At 73.0% G+C, this 16,507-nt stretch carries 14 protein-coding genes and 1 pseudogene; 6 read left to right on the forward strand and 9 right to left on the reverse strand.

Annotated elements, in window-relative coordinates; translation table 11 throughout:
* Window positions 1-7: 7 nt before the first annotated feature.
* Genes AB0I15_RS14785 through AB0I15_RS14815 form a run of 7 tightly spaced genes read right to left on the reverse strand, consistent with a single transcriptional unit; the run spans window position 8 to window position 7,564 of the window.
* Window positions 8-1,426, reverse strand: coding sequence for a hypothetical protein (locus AB0I15_RS14785; protein WP_358094837.1), 1,419 nt, complete (start codon window positions 1,424-1,426; stop codon window positions 8-10).
* On the reverse strand, window positions 1,423-2,139 hold the full coding sequence (locus AB0I15_RS14790) for a hypothetical protein (protein WP_358094839.1): 717 nt from the start codon (window positions 2,137-2,139) through the stop codon (window positions 1,423-1,425). The genes AB0I15_RS14785 and AB0I15_RS14790 overlap by 4 nt, the downstream gene beginning before the upstream one ends.
* Before the next feature lie 13 nt (window positions 2,140-2,152).
* Window positions 2,153-3,397: an MFS transporter gene (locus AB0I15_RS14795; protein WP_358094841.1), complete on the reverse strand. Its 1,245-nt coding sequence runs from the start codon at window positions 3,395-3,397 to the stop codon at window positions 2,153-2,155.
* Between the two features lie 42 nt (window positions 3,398-3,439).
* A complete protein-coding gene (locus AB0I15_RS14800) occupies window positions 3,440-4,867 on the reverse strand; it encodes a serine hydrolase (protein ID WP_358094842.1) in 1,428 nt (475 codons plus the stop codon).
* Complete coding sequence (locus AB0I15_RS14805) at window positions 4,864-5,160, reverse strand: acyl carrier protein (protein WP_358094844.1); 297 nt, start codon at window positions 5,158-5,160, stop codon at window positions 4,864-4,866. Before AB0I15_RS14805 ends, AB0I15_RS14800 begins: the two co-directional genes overlap by 4 nt.
* 7 nt (window positions 5,161-5,167) lie before the next feature.
* A complete protein-coding gene (locus AB0I15_RS14810) occupies window positions 5,168-6,646 on the reverse strand; it encodes an FAD/NAD(P)-binding protein (protein WP_358094845.1) in 1,479 nt (492 codons plus the stop codon).
* 30 nt (window positions 6,647-6,676) lie between these two features.
* Window positions 6,677-7,564 carry a GNAT family N-acetyltransferase gene (locus AB0I15_RS14815; RefSeq protein WP_358094847.1) on the reverse strand — a complete coding sequence of 296 codons (888 nt, stop codon included), beginning with the start codon at window positions 7,562-7,564 and terminating at the stop codon, window positions 6,677-6,679.
* Window positions 7,565-7,968: 404 nt separating this feature from the next.
* Between AB0I15_RS14815 and AB0I15_RS14820 the strand changes: the two genes are divergently transcribed.
* Complete coding sequence (locus tag AB0I15_RS14820) at window positions 7,969-10,560, forward strand: L-tyrosine/L-tryptophan isonitrile synthase family protein (protein WP_358094849.1); 2,592 nt, start codon at window positions 7,969-7,971, stop codon at window positions 10,558-10,560.
* Window positions 10,561-10,600: 40 nt separating this feature from the next.
* A complete protein-coding gene (locus tag AB0I15_RS14825; protein ID WP_358094851.1) occupies window positions 10,601-11,755 on the forward strand; it encodes a beta-propeller fold lactonase family protein in 1,155 nt (384 codons plus the stop codon).
* 24 nt (window positions 11,756-11,779) lie between these two features.
* On the opposite strand, the gene AB0I15_RS14830 is transcribed toward AB0I15_RS14825, so the two are convergent.
* Window positions 11,780-12,352: a dienelactone hydrolase family protein gene (locus AB0I15_RS14830; RefSeq protein ID WP_358094853.1), complete on the reverse strand. Its 573-nt coding sequence runs from the start codon at window positions 12,350-12,352 to the stop codon at window positions 11,780-11,782.
* 83 nt (window positions 12,353-12,435) lie between these two features.
* Entirely contained in the window at window positions 12,436-12,627 is a 192-nt protein-coding gene (locus AB0I15_RS14835) for a hypothetical protein (protein WP_358094855.1), read from the reverse strand.
* A 223-nt stretch (window positions 12,628-12,850) separates the two neighbouring features.
* On the opposite strand from AB0I15_RS14835, the gene AB0I15_RS14840 reads away from it, so the two are divergent.
* The 4 genes and pseudogenes from AB0I15_RS14840 to AB0I15_RS14855 all read left to right on the forward strand — a co-directional run.
* Window positions 12,851-13,525 carry an expansin EXLX1 family cellulose-binding protein gene (locus tag AB0I15_RS14840; RefSeq protein ID WP_358094857.1) on the forward strand — a complete coding sequence of 225 codons (675 nt, stop codon included), beginning with the start codon at window positions 12,851-12,853 and terminating at the stop codon, window positions 13,523-13,525.
* Window positions 13,526-13,659: 134 nt separating this feature from the next.
* The gene (locus AB0I15_RS14845) at window positions 13,660-14,652 is read left to right on the forward strand and encodes an aldo/keto reductase (protein ID WP_358094859.1); all 993 of its coding nucleotides are present in this window, start codon (window positions 13,660-13,662) and stop codon (window positions 14,650-14,652) included.
* Window positions 14,653-14,703: 51 nt separating this feature from the next.
* Window positions 14,704-15,627: an ABC transporter ATP-binding protein gene (locus AB0I15_RS14850; protein WP_358094860.1), complete on the forward strand. Its 924-nt coding sequence runs from the start codon at window positions 14,704-14,706 to the stop codon at window positions 15,625-15,627.
* Window positions 15,624-16,507, forward strand: a pseudogene (locus AB0I15_RS14855) (hypothetical protein); the annotation flags it as partial. The gene AB0I15_RS14850 and the pseudogene AB0I15_RS14855, both read left to right, overlap by 4 nt.

Consider the following 16,507-nt stretch of genomic DNA (forward strand, 5'->3'; position numbering starts at 1 on the left):
TGATCCGCTAATACGTGAAGACGACGCCGTACCTGGTCTTCTCGGAGCTTCCGATGACCTCCCGCCCGCCGAGGTCGCCGAGCGCGCGGACGAAGGCGCCGGCGTAACCGGTGCCCGAGACGAAGACCCCCCAGTTGGCCTCCCATGCGACGCTCGCCCCCGTGCCCGGGTCGAGGACGATCTCCTTCTCCCCCGCCACGCGTTCCTGCACGACGTAGCCGTCGAGCCGGGGCGAGCTCAGCATCGACCGCCACTCCTCCGCACCGGTCCGGGCGCCCGGCAGCACGCCCACGCTGTTGTTGCCGAAGGCCGGTTTGAGGACCAGGTCCTCCCTGCGCGCGAGGCATTCGTCGACGAGCGCGCGCTGGTGGGCGGCGCGGACGATGGTGAAGTTGCCGCCCAGCAGCCGCGTCCGGGGAATGAGGCGGTCGACCAGTTCCAGCTCCGCGGCGGTCAGGGCGGAGCGGACGATGTCGTGGTGCAGGAGCCCCATGACGGCCTTGTTGCCGATCAGCTCCGAGTCCAGGGACGTGAAGAAGGCCGTCCGGCCGTAGCGGTGGGCCTGCGCGAGGTCGTCGACGAGGGTCAGGCCGTCGGGCTCGTGCACCAGGTGATCGGCGAAGAAGAAGCGGAGTACGACGTCCAGCGGCTGCGAGCCGCGCAACGTCACCTTGCCGCCGACCGTGGAGAGCTGGTCCAGCTCACCCCATTCCACGCGCAGCCCGTGAGCGCGCAGCGCGCGGACGACGTGCCGGCAGGTCCCGCCGCTGCCCGTCTCCTCGATGAGTCCCACGACGGGGTCATCGGCCCCGACCACGGAGGCGGCGACGGCCCGCAGGGCGGCGGCCAGGCTCGCGGCGGTGTCCTGGAAACCGAGCCCGTGGCCGGCGGCGAACCGGCCGAACGCGTCGTGTTCCAGCAGCAGGCGGTTGGCCAGGGCCGCCTCCACGCCGCCGATGTCGCTGCCGATGTTGAACTCGATGACCCGGAAGGATCCGTTCTCGGCGATCGCGTCGGCGCGGCCGTAGGGCTCGAGCCGTCCCACACTGCCCCTGCGGATGACCTCCGCGCGGCGGGACGGCTGTCCTTGGGCGGCGAGGAAGGACTCCGCGTCCCCGAAGCACCGCTCCGGCAGCGCGCTGAGCAGGTGGAACAGGTCGGTCAGGTCGTCGCCGAACGCGTCCAAGGCGGCGTGCCGCCGGAAGAGCGGCCGGGCCAGGGGCCTGCGGGCGAAGACGGACTCCCCCGTCAGGGCGCCGGTGAGGTCGAGCAGGGCCGGTGATCGGCGGCACTCCCGCAGGTACGCGGCCGTCACAGGCTCGGCCGCGCCCCCGGCGGCGTTCACGGCGGCGTCCCCAGCGGCGTCCTCGATAGCGTCCCCGGCCGTGCTCTCGGCGGTCGCCGGGTGGTCGTGCGCGGGTGTCACGTCGCCGCCCCGATCCGCGCGCCGAGCCCACGATCGGCGAACAGCTCCGCCTCGGAGCCGCCCGCCACCAGGTGGCCGGCGACGCAGGACGGCGGGCAGGCGTGATCCCTGGACGTGATGTGCACCTCCGCCGCGGTGACGGGCGGGGCGCCCGGGTCGCCGGCGGCGGCCAGATAGCTCACCCAGTCCGCCTGCGCGGTGGCCAGTTCCCGGGCCATCCGCATCATCTCGGGCGTCGCTTCGCCGCCGGCCAGGTAGCCGCGGAACAGCGCCTCGGCCGCGCCGTCGACCGCCGCCCTGGTCAGCGGCGGGGTGACGGGCCGAGGGTGGTCGCAGGCGCTCAGGAACGACTGGAGGGTGTCGACGGCCAGGCCCATGCTGCTCTGTTCCGGGTTGATCGCGTACAGGCGCGGCCCGGTGGATCCGGCGCGCCGCAGGAGCAGGCTCACCTCCCGGGCGATGGGCGCCGCGGCGCAGTAGGTCACGATGGCGGCCACGTCCGGCCCGGCCAGGTGCTCCCCGTCGAGCAGCGCCCGCGCGTAGCCGCTCGCCGTCAGGTCGCGCGGCCTGGAGGTGTCGAGCAGGTGGACCACGTCCGCGCCGACCGCCTCGATGTCCAGGTGGCGCACCCGGTGCCGCGACCTCGGTCCCGGGAAGTCCAGCGTCAGCACGCGTGGCGAGCCCGGCCGCTCGTGCCGGTCCTGCAGGGGCATGTCGGAGTTCCTTTCAGGAGGTGGGGGCCTCGGCCGTCAGCCTGGGCGTGCTCATCGCCCATCTCGAGACCGGGACGCTCAGCACGGCCGCCAGCGAGAAGACGACCGCCATGATCAGCCAGCCGGCCGGGACGAGGATGACGGCGACGACACCGGCCGGGCCGATGACCCAGGTGGCCTTCGGGCCCAGGTCGTAGACGGCGAGGTATTCGGCGCGCATGCTCTCGGGCGACAGCGCGTAGCTCTGGCCCCAACCCGCCGCGGAGGCGCGCAGTTCGCCGAGGGTGAGCAGCACCAGCCCGGCCAGCAGGACCGCGACCGTCCAGGGGCCGGAGGTCAGGCCGCTCGCCCAGAACGTCAGGCAGGCGGCGGCGAGCCAGCAACCGGCGTGCCGCTGCGCGCCCGCCGCCCCGAGCACGTCCTCGGCCCCTCGGCTGGCGCGTACCTGGAGGAGCACCGTCATCACCATGTTGGAGACGAGCACGACGGCGATCAGCACCTGCGGCGCGTCCGTGCGCTGCACGATCCAGAGCGGCAGGACGACGAGCAGGACCGGCTCGTTGAGCGCGAGGATCCCGTTGACGCAGGACAGCGCGAGGAACGGCAGGTCGCGCAGCGCCGCCGGACGTCCGGCCCGAGCGGTCCGCGTCGCGGGAGGCCTCCTGACCGCCCCGCCGAAGAACGCCAGCAGCAGCACCTCCACCACCAGGATCCCGGCGTTGAGATACATCACGGCCACGTAGCCGGTGGGCGTGTCCACGGCCAGCGCCAGGCCGGCGAGCCCCGTTCCGGCGGCGAGCCCGATGTTCTGCAGGGTCCGCAGGAACGCGGACACCCCCACTCTCCGGCCGTCGGCGACGATGTCACCGATGTACTTGGCCCGCCCGCCGGCGCCGAAGGTCCCGGCGCACCCCATGAGGACCATGGCGGCCAGGAAGCCGGTCATGTCCGTCACCTGCGGGAAGGCGAGGAAGAGCAGGGCCTGGACCAAGGATCCGGCCGTCCACGCCCGCAGCCCTCCCACCCGGTCGGTCACCCGGCCGAGCGGGACGCTGACCAGCAGGCCGGCGGCGGCCCGTACGGACAGGCCGAGACCGACCTCGGTCGCCGACAGGCCCACGTAGCGGGTGAAGAAGACGGCGCTGATCGCCATGTAGGCTCCGGACCCGATCGCGTACGTCAGCGCCCGCACGGTGAGAAGCCACGGACTGCCCCCCGGCGGGATCACGAACCCCATGACGGCGCGGATGATTCTCACAAGCTCCCCCTGGTCTTGGCCGGCCCGCTGTCCGGCGCGGCGTCACCCCGCTGTTCCGTCCGTCCTGTCTGTTCCGTCCCTCCTGTTTGTTCCGTCCGTCCTGGTGAACGGGAAGCTCGGCACGCTGGGGTCCATGCGGGCCAGCAGGGATCGTCCCGCTCGGCGCAGCGGCAGCACGGGACCGTCGCGCTCGCGGGAGAAGGCGGTCAGCGTGTCGGGGCGCTGCCTGGTCAGGAGGCCCTGGAAGCGTCCGTAGCGGAGGCCGAGCCGGTCGTCGTCCGCCGGCGCCACGGTGATCGTCCCGAAGCCGGGATGGGCGTACGAGCCGACGAGATCGCGTTCCGCCGCCGCGGGCACGGGCCGGACGACCGGCGGGACGTCGCTCGTCCGGCCGGGGGGCGGGGCCGGCTCACCGGGCGGCATCGATCGCGTGCCGCACAGCCAGTCGATGACCCGGAACACCACCGCGCACGGGAAACAGCATTCGGGGTGCACCAGGGAATGGTGGCAGTCGGTGTTGCACAGCAGTGACACCCCGGCGCCCAGCCCGGGGAGCAGGGCCGTCATGCCGCGCGTGTCGCCGACACTGCCCGCGTGGAGGAGCAGCTCGTGCTCCCCGAGCAGGCCGGTCACCCACCCCAGCCCGTAGCCCGTCACGGTGGCGCTCGCCGGATAGCCGACGGCGGGCACGGGGATCCGGCTCCGGCGGAGCGCGGCCAGGGCGTCCTCGCCGAGCAGGCGCGCCGGCCCGGCCGTGCCGAACAGGTGCAGCCGCATGATGGCGACCATCTCGCGGCTGTCGCACGCCAGAGCGCTGATCGGGCGTGCCAGCGGGGGTATCTGCCCGGGGTCCCCGACGACGAAGACGCCCCGCTCGTCGTCCCAGAGGTGGGGCGGGGCCGTTTCGCCGCCGCCCTCCTCGACGCCGATCGCGCGCAGCAGGTCCTCGAACTGCCGCTCCCAGGGGAGGCCGGTCAGGTCCTCGAGGACACCGCAGGCGGCGATGAACATGATGTTGCTGTAGAGGTAGGAGGCGCCGGGAGCGCGCGCACCGGCCAGATGCCGGAGGCGGTCCAGCAGCGCCGCTCTGGTGCCGTCGGCCGTGTGGTGCAGCAGCAGGTCGTACGACGGCATCCCCGACGAGTGCGACAGCATGTGGGCCAGGGACACGTCCCGGTGGCTCGCCGGCAGGAACGACCCCACCGCCGACGACCAGTCGGTGACCTGCTCGGCCACCCGCTGGGCGGCCACCGCCGCGATCAGGGCCTTCGACAGGGAGCCGAGCGGCACCCGGGTCGCCACGGTCATCGGCAGGCGGCGCCCGGCGTCCCGCATCCCCCACGCGTAGGTCGCCGCGTCGGCCCCGTACGTGATCGCCAGGCTGAACCCCGGGATCCGCCAGGTGCTCGCGAGCCGGTTCAGGATGTGGAGCCGGTCGTCTATCGCCGCGTCGATTCTCGGGTCGTTCATACGTCGTGCGCGTGGTCGGAGTCGTTCCCCACCGGGACGGCCCGCAGGGCGTGGGCGCATTCCTCCCGCAGCGTGCCGAGCCGCGCGTCGGCCATGAAGGACCGCAGGGCGATGCGCACGCCGAGGCGGGCCTCGATGCCGGCCAGCAGCCTGGCCGCCTGCAGCGAGTTGCCACCGGCCAGGAAGAAGTCCGCGTCGCCCGGCGGTCCGCCGCCCGGGGGGATGGACAGCGTCGCGGCCCACTCTTCGGCGACCACGCGGCCGATGGGATCGTCAGCGGTTCTGTCTGTCATCTCGCCTTCACCTGTCGGGGTCTCCGGTCGCCAGCAGCTCCGCCGCCACCGTGTCCGCCCCTCTGTTGACGGCGGGGAGGCTGCTCGCGTAGTAGATGTCGCCCGCGGCCAGCTCGCCGATGGCGAAGATGCCGAGGGGTCCGGTGTTCGTCGGGGGGCGGAGCCGGGCCGTGCCGGGATCGGTCCTGAGCCCGCCGTACGCGTCCCAGGAGGCCAGCCCGTTCCGGTCGAGCGCGGCCACCAACCGGCCCTGCCGTCCCGGCGAGCGGGCCGGGGTGGCCCGGGTCGCGTCGATGGCCACCTGGGCCGTCACGACGTCGTCCCCCGCCAGGGCGGTGAAGGAGCCGTCGCCGGCGCGGATCTGCCGTACTCCGGGCAGGACGGTGAGCAGGCCCGACTCCATGGCGGACAGCAGTGTGCGCGCGGTCCCGGGCGGCATGGGGCACTGCAGGCTGCGCAGCCGTGGCTTGTAGTCGCCCAGCATGAGGGCGACGTCCTCGTCCGGCAGGGCGGCGCGGATCGTCCGGGCCAGCGGCGTCGGAATGCTCAGGAACAGCGACTGCACGGCGTTCGCCTCGGGATGCGTCAGCTGATGGCGCAGATGGTCGGCGGCCGACCTCCCGCCCCTGTACCAGTCGGTCTCGGCGCGCGCGTCGAACCCGGCGGCCGTCAGCTCGTCGTGCAGGAGCTCCCAGATCGCCCGGCGCGTGAGCACGCCGGCCCGCGTCCTGCGCTTCTCGACGCCCGCCGCGTCGGCGTGGACCGGCGACCAGTCCCTCGGCCGTGCCAGCACCTCGGGCAGGACACCTCGTCGCGACACCATGGTGATGGGTGCGCGGTGCCCCGCCGCGAGCAGGCCCACCACCGTGTCGACCGCCGTGAGCCCGGTGCCGACGACCAGCACCCGGCTCTCGGGGCCGATCTCCGCCAGCCGGTGCTTGAGGGGATAGGGGTCGGCGACGAAGCCGGGCGCGCCGCCCAGCCGGTACGGATCCGCCGGGCCTCCCGGCCCCACCCCGAGCACGACCCGCGTGTAGGCGCGCGTGCGCCGGTCCGAGGTGACGAGGAAGCCGTCGTGATCCCTCGCCACGTCCAGCACGGTCTCCGGATGGACGGTGACGCGCCAGCCGCGCTCGCGGGCCGTCTCCATGCAGGCCGCGAAGTGGTCGCGGAGGTAGCGGCCGAAGATGCGGCGGGGCGCGAAATCGTCGGCCCGGGGCGCGGAACCGCCGGGCCACAGCGTCTCGCCATGGTCGCGCAGCCAGGTCAGGAAGTGGTCGCGCTGCTCGTCGCGGATGGACATCAGCCCGTTCGGCAGGTTGATCAGGGCGCAGTCGAGGTCGTCCGCGAAGGCGACGCCGTGTCCGAGATGAGCCGGCTCGTAGACGCAGAACTCGAGGTCGGCGTCGCCGTCCGTCTCCTGGCCGAGCAGGCTGTCCAGGAGGCTGACCGCCGTCGCCCCTCCGCCGATCATCGCGATCCGCAACGCTTCCTCCAGTTCGGGCCGTGGGAACGGTCACGCGGCCGTGAAGCGGCCGATGGCCCTCGAACGCAGGGAGGCGACGTCCGCGTCGCAGAAGGCGTCCACATAGGGCTGGTATTCGAAGATGTGCGTGCCGGCCAGGTCGTCCTGGTGGTCGAGCAGGAAATGGAGTTCGTCGCGGGCGGCCGACCAGGCATAGCCGTTGAAGATCTCCACCCCGGCGAACCGCGTTTTGTACAGGTCTCCCGCGGTGTAGCACGACCCCAGGTAGCAATGGCGGAGCCCGCGGCCCTGGAACTCGCGCAGCGCGCTGCTCATCATGTAATTGCCGATGCTCACGCCCCGATATCGCGCGTCGTAGACGGGGATGCCGTATTGGGCCAGGCCCGGACCGGCGAAGACCGGGACGAGCCCCGCTGGAGAGCCGTCGCGCCGGTCGCGGAATGCCATCACGTGCGTGGCGAAAGGCGAATCCAGCATTTCCCCGAACCGTCTCCGGCGGTAGTCCGCGTTCACCTCCTGCCGGTCGAAATATCCGTCGGCAAGCTTTTCCCAGGCATTCGACCAGTGAAAATCCCGCCGATCAAGCAGTTCGGCGCCGATGTCGGCACAGCGCCGTTCGACGTAACGGACGCGACCGGTGACCACATATCGTTTCAGGTCGACGCGGACGCTTCGCGTCAGATAGAACCTGGTCAGGTCCAGGGCGCCGGGAAGGAAGCCGCTCTCGTAGGCGACGGCCGCCTCCTCGCCGTCCTCGAGGAACGCCCAGACCTGGTACGGAAAGACGTACGCGCCGTAATGGGGAGCACATTCCGAAAAAACGATCTTCATGAGTCCTTCTCGTCGCTGCGTGGCAAGGTGGCCGCCCGGCATGCCCTTGGCAGTCTGGCCTTCCGGCCCCGTCCTTGACCAGGACATTTGCGGACATTGACCGGCCATTTCCTGCCAAATTCCGGATCCTCCGCCACCGTTGGCAGAGAAAGTCCGTACTTTGGCAGGGATCAGCGTCGAAACTCCGGCCGCTTTTTGACAGGCTCGGCACGAGCGCTGGGAGGACGTCGGCGAATCGCCGTCTCCCGCGCTTCCGGCCGCATCGGCTTTCGGCGGATATGCGCGTGCGCCTGCCCGGCGCCTTGTCGCGATGCCTGGCGGATCCAACCGCTCTGGCTCCTGGCGGCATTCATACTCCGGAGGTCCGAGTGCTCAATGACGCACCCGAAAGTCAGGTCTCTTCCGTGCGCCGCCCGGAATCACCGCCCCGCGATGAAGGACTTCATCGCGGGGCCGCCGAGCGACTGCAGGAATTGGTTCAGGCCGATCCCATGCTGCGGCTCTACTGCGCGACGCGCCCGCGGCCCGATCGCCGGGAGCGCGCCCTCCACGCGTTGCCGTCCGTGGACGGCTCTCATGTCTCCGTCCTCGCCCAGCTCGTCAGGCCGCCGGTACGCGTGTTCCGGATCCTGCTGGACCGCTACGGCCTGTGCCCCGCGCGGCTGGCTCACGAGATCACCCCCGACGGCCGCGCCACCGGCCGCGCGGTCGCCGCCGGCGCCCTGACCGCCTCCGCCGAGCAGGCCCGGCGGGCGTTCCGGCACCTCCGCTCCGAACTGCACCGCATGAGCGCGCTGTTCGCCGCGCGGCACGGCCTCGACGCCCGGGACGCCCGCGCCGCGGCCGACGAGACGATCTCGCGCGAGCTGCGGTTCCTGCGCCCCCGTACCGTGGCCGTCCTGCGGCACGATCTCGCCCACGGCGTCACCCGGGAGCAGGACGACGTCCTGGACGAGGTGCTCGACCGGATCGCCAGGCCGGCTCACGGACGCCGCGCGAACCCCGCCGCCCGGCGACCGGCGGTCATCCTGGACATCGACCTGTGCGCGCTGAATCCGCGCGAACGCGCGCTGGCCGCCCTGCGCGCCGTCGCCGGTCCACGGGACGGAGCGCCCGCGGGCATCGAGGAGTTCGCCGCACCGGAGGGGCTCGCGCTCCTTCCGACCGACGAGGAGCCGAGCTGGTGGTCCTTCCTGGCCTGGCACCGCCTTGAGGCCCGTCATCCCCGGGCGGACTGGGGCCGACTTTTCGCGGAGTTCCGCACGCACCTGTACCGCCCGTGGGAGCGCCTGCGCGGCGACACGCCGGTGCCGGGGCTGTCGCGGTTCGTGACCAGGGTCCATGAGCTGGGCGGATGCGTGGTGTTCAACACCGGGCGGCGCGACCGCGTCCGGGAGCAGACCGAGCACGCGCTCGCGCGCGCCGGCATCCTCCATCCGCACCTGCTCATGCTCCCCGACGACCGGGTACGCCCGGTGCACGAGCTGAAGGCGGAGAACCTGCGCGCGCTGCGGCACCTCGACATCGTCGCGATCTTCGATGACCTGTGCCGGAACCGGCAGGCCATGGCCAAGGAGCTGCCGTCGGCCCTGACCGTCGCCGTGGCGCTGCCGGGCTTCGCCGCCGAGGCCGAGCCGCCCGCCGACGGCGCCCCGGTCGTCCGCAGCTTCGAGCTCACCCCCGCCGTCGGGCTGACCGGGCGGCCCCGCCGGCCGCCGCGGCTGTCGCACGCCCACTCGCTGACCAAACTGCCACTGGGCGAGATGGCGGTGCCCGAGGCGACGGGGCCCGAGCCCGTTCGCGACCACGCCGTCCACCTGGGCATGCGTGAGTCGCTGGAGATCGTGGAACGGCTGGTCGAGGCGGCCGACGAGGCCGCGGCCCGCGCCGGTGAGCTGACACGGCGGCGCTTCGGCACCCCCGCGGGCACCGCGCCCGGCACCGCGACGACCATCAGCCGCATCCACCACGTGCTGACCCGCAAACAGTTCCGCAAGGGCCCCTCGGGAAACTTCCCGCTGGCCACGGCCGACCGGCTGATCCGCGGTTTCGTCGAACGCGCCGCGCCCGTGCCGGTGGTCACCATCGGTTTCCCGGTCAAACTCCACTACAACGGCCTCAAGACCGCCGGCCATCTGCCCGATCTCAGCGAGCTGGGCGCGCTGGTCAGGCTCCGGGAGCTGGCGCAGGCGATCAAGGACGTCTATCCGCCGGGCGCCGACGTCATCGTGCTCACCGACGGCGACCATTTCCGCTCCCGGCCCGAGGCGCTGCTGCACGGCTATCAGGACAAGCTCGACGCCTATCTCGGCCTGATCGACGGCCGCGACCTGATCCGCGTGAGGCGGCTGCGCGAGGTGGCGGAGGAGCGGCTGGGGGCGGGGGCGCTGCGGCGGCGTACCCGCCTCATCGGACGCCACGCACGGGCGCTCACGGCCGGGCTGGCCGCGCTCGACGTCACCGCCGCGCCGCTGGAGGCGCTCGCGCGAGCCGACACGACCTGCCGCGACATCCTGCCCGGACGGGCCGACGGCGGCGCCCTGGTCGCGTTCTCGGTGCTGTTCCGCTCGCTGGTGTCCAGCGTGAGCCTCCCGCCGGCACCGCCCGGCGCCTCCCCGCGCTCCTGGGCCGTCCGGCTGTACGCCGACCTCTTCAACGTCGTCGATCCCGAGGCCGGACGGCAGGTCACCCGGGGACGGCGCGCCCTGCTGGCCACGACCTGGAGCGAGACCATCCACTACCTGGCGGTGACGCAGGCCGACAGCGAGGTGGGCTACGACGACGCCGCGTTCTTCCCCGGGCGCGTCCGTCTCACGCCCAACACCCGGCCGGGCCGCCTGGGCTTCGCCTACCTCGGCGGATCGTGCGTGCTGCCGTGGCACGCCACCGCGGCCGTCGACGCCGACGGGCACCTGTCGGCCGACTTCGCGATCGCGCTGTCGGACCAGGGATTCGTCCCCGTGTACTCGCCGCTGCTCGGCCAGGGGCAGCCGTGGTTCATGGCCCCGGTCACCGCGACCCGGGACGCCGGCCCCGATCTGGACCCGGAGTTCCTCGCGTCGATCCGGCTGCGCCGCCAATGAGCGCCCGCGGACGGTCCCGGCCGCGACGTACGCTGGGGGCATGCCAGCCCGGCTCAGATCGTGTCTGCGCACCACGTACCCGGGGCTGGTCGCACTGGCTGTGAGCATGCTGCTCGCCGCCGGCGCGCCGGCCGGAGCCGCCTCGGGCGGCACCCTCTACGTCACCAGCGGTGACACCGATGACATCGCGCTGTTCCGTGTCGACGGAGCGGGAAGGCCGGTCCTCGACCCGCCGCTCGTCCCGACGGGACGGCAGCCACGCGGGCTCGTGTTCGCCCGCGACGGCCGCACCGCCTACGTCGCCACGGGGCTGGACGACAGCGTCCACCAGTACCGCGTCGGCGACGACGGCCGGCTCGCCCCGCTCGCGGCGCCCGTCCGGACGGGCGGATTCCCGTTCGGCATCGTCGTCGCGCCCTCGGGGCGGACGCTCTACACGGCCAACGCCGACGACGGCACCCTGTCGGTGTTCGCCGTCGGCCGCGACGGGCGGCTGCGCCCCCTCGGCGCTCCCGTCCGCACCGGCCGGGACAGCCCGCGCGGGCTCGCCATGACGCCCGACGGCCGCTTCCTGTACGTCAGCCACGGCAGGCCGGCGATCACGGAGGAGGACACCGAGCCGCCCGGCTTCGTCGTCGTCTTCGCCGTCCGCCCCGACGGCACGCTCCACAGGACAGGCGGGCCGGTGCCGGTCGAGCGGGGCGGGCTCGGCATGTCGGTCACCCCCGACGGGCGGTTCCTGTACGTCGCGTGCGAGGTGCTGACCAGCGTGTCGGAGCGCCAGCTCTTCGGCTTCGCCATCGGCCGCGACGGCTCGCTCGCGCCCGTGCCCGGCTCGCCGTACCGTGCGCCCGACGTGCCCATCGGCACCGCCGTGACCCCGGACGGCCGGCGGCTCTACCTCACCAGTGGCGGCCTGAACGTCAACCCCGAGATCGCCACCAAGGTCTGGGGTTTCACGATCGCCGCCGACGGGTCCCTGCGGCCGGTCCCCGGCGCCCCCTTCGACGCGGGACACGGCCCCGTCGGCATCGCGGTGACGCCGGACGGGCGGCGGGTCCACGTCAGCACGCTCCGCTCGCAGCTCGTCTCGTTCGCCGTCAGGGCGGACGGCCGCCTGACGCCGATCGGCGCGCCGATCCCGACCGGCGGCACCCGCTCGCTCTTCCAGTCCGTGGCCGTCGGGCCGCGCTGAGCGGTCCTTCCCCGGTTCCGCGGGTCAGAGGTCGGCGAGGAAGTCCAGGGCGATCGTCCAGGCGCGCCCGGCGGCGTCGGCGTCGTGGTCGGGCAGGCCGGGGTCGGTGAACAGGTGTCCCACGCCCGGATAGCGGAAGACCTCCACGTCGGCCCGGGCCGCGCGCATCCTGAGATACCAGGCGTTCAGCCAGTCGACGGGCTCGTAGGTGTCGGGGTCGGCGACGTGCAGCTGGACGGGCAGGTCGTCGGCCGCGACGCCGTCGGCCATGTCGGACGTGCCGTGCATCAGCAGCAGCCCGCGAGAGCGCTCGTCGCCCAGGGCGAGGTTCTGCGCGATCGCCGCGCCGAGCGAGAAGCCCGCGTAGACCAGGCGGTCGTCGGACAGCGGGGCCGCCGCGGCCACGGCTCGTTTCAGCAGCTCGTCGCGGCCGATCTCCTCCTTGATCGCGATGCCCTCTTCGGGCGTGTCGACGACCCGGCCGTCGTACAGGTCGGGGACGTGCACATCGTGGCCGGCCGCTCGCAACCTGTCGGCGGCCTGGTGAACGGCGGGCCGCAGGCCGTACATCGAGTGCAGGAGAAGAATCCGCGCCATGCGCGCAGCTTAGCCAGCGCGTGGCGCGGAGTGATCGTCACCCTGGCGCGTGGCGCGGATCTCCGTCAGGAGAACGGCGGCCCTCACACCGGGCGCTTGGCCCCCGATTCGCCGTCGGCCAGCACGAAGGCGCTCTGTGGCGTGCGAATCACGTTCGCGGCCAAGGAGGAACACGAGGGGCTGTCCGCGTGCACCGGGGTGACGCCCAGCGCCAGCACGGCGACCATGGCGGCACTGGCTGCGGCGGCACGGCGGATCCACGTACGGGTGTTCATGCGGCTCTTCCCTTCGGCGATGATCGCGACGGTGCTGCCCCACCAGCATGGGTGCCGCGCTCCCATCCGTCCACCCCTGGCCTGCCGGGTGACCGCAAGCGGCCACGCTCACGTGGGCGTGCCTGGGCGAAGACGAAGGTAACGATGAGATCTCGCGCTTCGGCGTACCGGGATGCACCGGTTTCGCTACTGTCACATCCACCCGAACGAGAGGAAGCCCTGGATGCGATGCTTACCCACCGTACTCACGGCCGCGCTCGCCGCGGTCGCTCTCCTTCCCTCGGCGGCGGAGGCGGCGGGAGGAGCGGCGGTCAGGGGGAAGGCGACCCACTACGAGCTGGCGTCCGGGGGCGGCAACTGCTCCTACCCGTCGCCTCCCGTCGGCGGCCTCTACGTCGCCCTCTCCCCCGGCGAGTACGCCGCCGCGGCCGCCTGCGGTGGCTACCTGAGCGTCACCGGGCCGAGGGGCACCGTCCGGGTCAAGGTCGTCGACCAGTGCCCGGAGTGCGCGGCGGGGCACATCGACCTCAGCCGTACGGCCTTCGCCCGCGTCGCGGACCCCGGCAAGGGCATGGCGGGCGTGACCTACCGCCCGGTCCGCGATCCGAGGGGCGGCGTGCCGCTCTCCTTCCGCGTCAAGGAGGGGTCGTCGCAGTGGTGGCTGGCGTTGCTGGTCGTCGACCACGGCAACCCGCTCACCTCGGTCGAGGTGAAGGCCGCCGGCGGCAGGTGGCGCAAGCTGGTGCGGGCCGACTACAACTACTGGATCGCCGAGTCCGGCGCGGGCCGGGGCCCCTTCGCCGTACGCGTCACCGACACGCGCGGTCACCGGGTCACGGCCGAACGCGTACGCCTGGCACCCGGCACCGTCCAGCGCACCACCACGAAGATGTACTGACGGCCGGCGATACTCGGCCGGCTCGACCCGGCGACCTGCTCCTGAGCATTAAGGTCCCCCGTTAATCGTTTGGCCGCTCCGTCCCCCGTGTTGTGAGCTGTACTCATCAACGGCGACGAAGGGAACCGGACGGGATGAGAACCAAGCGGCTCGGGCGCAGCGCGGTGGAGGTCACGGAACTGGGCTTCGGCGGCGGCCCGCTGGGCGGGCTGTTCGCGCCGCTGCCGGACGAGGAGGCCGCCGAGGCGCTGGCCGCGGCGTGGGAGGGCGGGGTCCGCTATTTCGACACCTCCCCGCACTACGGGATCGGCCACTCCGAGCGCCTGATGGGGGAGTTCCTGCGCCGGCTGCCGCGCACCGAGTACGTCCTGTCCACCAAGGTAGGCCGGCTGCTGGTGCCGCAGGATCCGGCTGGCCGGATGGACGAGGCCTTCCACGTGCCGGCGACCCACCGGCGGGTCTGGGACTTCTCGCGCGACGGCGTACGGCGCAGCGTCGAGGACTCCCTCACCCGCATGGGCGTGGACCGCGTCGACCTGCTGCTCCTGCACGACGCCGAGAAACACTTCGAGGCCGCACTGCGCGAGGGCTACCCAGCGCTGGCCGAACTGCGGGCCGAGGGGGTGGTCGGCGCCATCGGGGCGGGCATGTGGGACACCGGCCTGCTGACCCGGCTCGTCCGGGAGAGCGATGTGGACGTCGTCATGCTGTCCGGCCACTTCACGCTGCTGCAGCACCCCGCCCTCGACGATCTGCTGCCCGCCTGCGCCGAACGCGGTGTCTCGGTCCTCGCTGCCTCCATCTTCAACTCCGGCCTCCTGGCCACGCCGCGTCCCCGCCCCGGCGCGCACTTCGACTACCTTCCGGCCTCCGACGAGCTGCTCCGGCGCGCCCACCGCGTCGCCGACGTCTGCGAGGCCCACGGCGTGACCCTGCCGGAGGCGGCCATGGCCTTCCCCCTGCGGCACCCGGCGGTCGCCGGCATCGTCGTCGGCACGCGCTCCGCCGACGAGGTGCGGCGCAACCTGACCGCGTTCGCCAGGCAGGTGCCCGACGGCCTGTGGGCCGACCTGGCGGCGGCCGGGCTCATCGACCCGCGAGCCGGCCGCGACCTGGGTGGTGCGTGATCAATTTCTTATAGTTCATGAATTTCGTGAACTTAGTGTAGCTTGAAGTTCATGACGAACGCGATTCACGTGTCCGGCCTGGTCAAGACATTCGGGCGGACACGTGCGCTCGACGGTCTCGACCTGACCGTCGGCACCGGAGAGGTGCACGGCTTCCTGGGCCCGAACGGTGCCGGGAAGTCCACGACCATCCGCATCCTGCTCGGCCTGATGCGCGCCGACTCCGGCACGGCGCGCCTCCTCGGCGGCGACCCCTGGGCCGACGCCACCGCCCTGCACCGCCGCCTGGCGTACGTGCCCGGCGACGTGACCCTGTGGCCCAACCTGTCCGGCGGCGAGGTCATCGACCTGCTCGGGCGGCTGCGCGGCGGGATCGACGCGCGGCGCAGAGCGAGCCTGGTGGAGCGGTTCGAGCTCGACACCCGCAAGAAGGGGCGTGCCTACTCCAAGGGCAACCGGCAGAAGGTCGCCCTGGTGGCGGCGCTCGCCTCGGACGTGGAGCTGCTCATCCTCGACGAGCCGACCTCCGGCCTGGACCCGCTGATGGAGGCGGTGTTCAGGGACAGCGTGGCCGAGGAGAAGGCGCGGGGCCGTACGGTGCTGCTGTCGAGCCACATCCTGTCGGAGGTGGAGGCCCTGTGCGACCGCGTGACCATCATCCGCGGCGGCAGCGCCGTCGAGACCGGCACGCTGGCCGAGCTCCGCCACCTCACCCGCACCTCGGTCACCGCGGACCTGGCCCGCGAGCCCGGCGGCCTCACCGACCTGCCCGGCGTCCATGACCTGCGCGTCGAGGGCCACCGGGTGAGCTGCCAGGTCGAGCCCGCCTACCTCGACGAGCTGTTCGGCCGGCTGGCCGCTTTGGGGCTGCGCGACGTGACCGCCGCCCCGCCCACGCTCGAGGACCTCTTCATGCGCCACTACCGCACGGCGCAGCCGGGCCGGCACGAGCGTCAGAACGAGGAGGCCCGATGAGCGCGCTGACCGGAACGAGCACTCTCGCCCGCCTCGTCGTCCGCCGCGACCGCCTGATCCTGCCCGTGTGGGGCCTGCTGGCCGCCGTCTTCCCGATGAGCATCGCGAACAGCACCGCCGCCCTCTACCCGACCGCCGAGTCCCTGCGATCGGTGGCCGAGACGGCGATGGCCAACCCCGCGCAGCGGGCCACCCGCGGCCTCGTCTTCGACGCGAGCGTCGGCGGGCTGACCGCGTGGACCGTGGGCTCCTCCGGCGCGATCCTGCTGGGCTTGGTGAGCATGCTGCTCGTCATCCGGCACACCCGCGTGGAGGAGGAGTCGGGCCGCCGCGAACTCCTCGGCGCCGGCGTGACCGGCCGGCACGCGCCTCTGACCGCGGTGCTGGGCGTGGTGCTCGCCGCCGACCTGCTGATCGCCGTCCTGATGTCGGCCCTGCTGATGAGCGGCGGGCTGCCCGCGGCGGGTTCGATCGCGCTCGGCCTCTCACTGGCCGCCGCCGGATGGACGTTCGCCGCGGTCGGCGCCGTGGTGGCGCAGGTGACCGAGAGCGCCGCCGCCGCCAGGGGACTCGGGGTGGCGGTCTTCATCGGCTTCTTCCTGATCCGCGGGGTCGGCGACGCGAGCGGGGCGGAGTGGCCGTCCTGGCTGTCGCCGCTGGGCTGGACGCTGCACCTGCGGCCCTTCGCGGGGGAACGCTGGTGGCTGCTGGCGCCGCTGCTCGCCCTCGTCGCCGCGCTGGCCACCGCCGCGTACGCGCTGTCGGCCCGCCGCGACCTCGCCGCCGGCCTGCTGCCGCCCCGGCTCGGGCCCGCCACGGCGGCGCCCGGCCTGCGCAGCCCGCTGGCCCTGGCCTGGCGGCTGCACCGCGGCCAGGTGGC

This window comes from Nonomuraea sp. NPDC050643, from assembly GCF_040654715.1.
In the GTDB taxonomy this organism is placed as follows: Bacteria; Actinomycetota; Actinomycetes; order Streptosporangiales; family Streptosporangiaceae; genus Nonomuraea.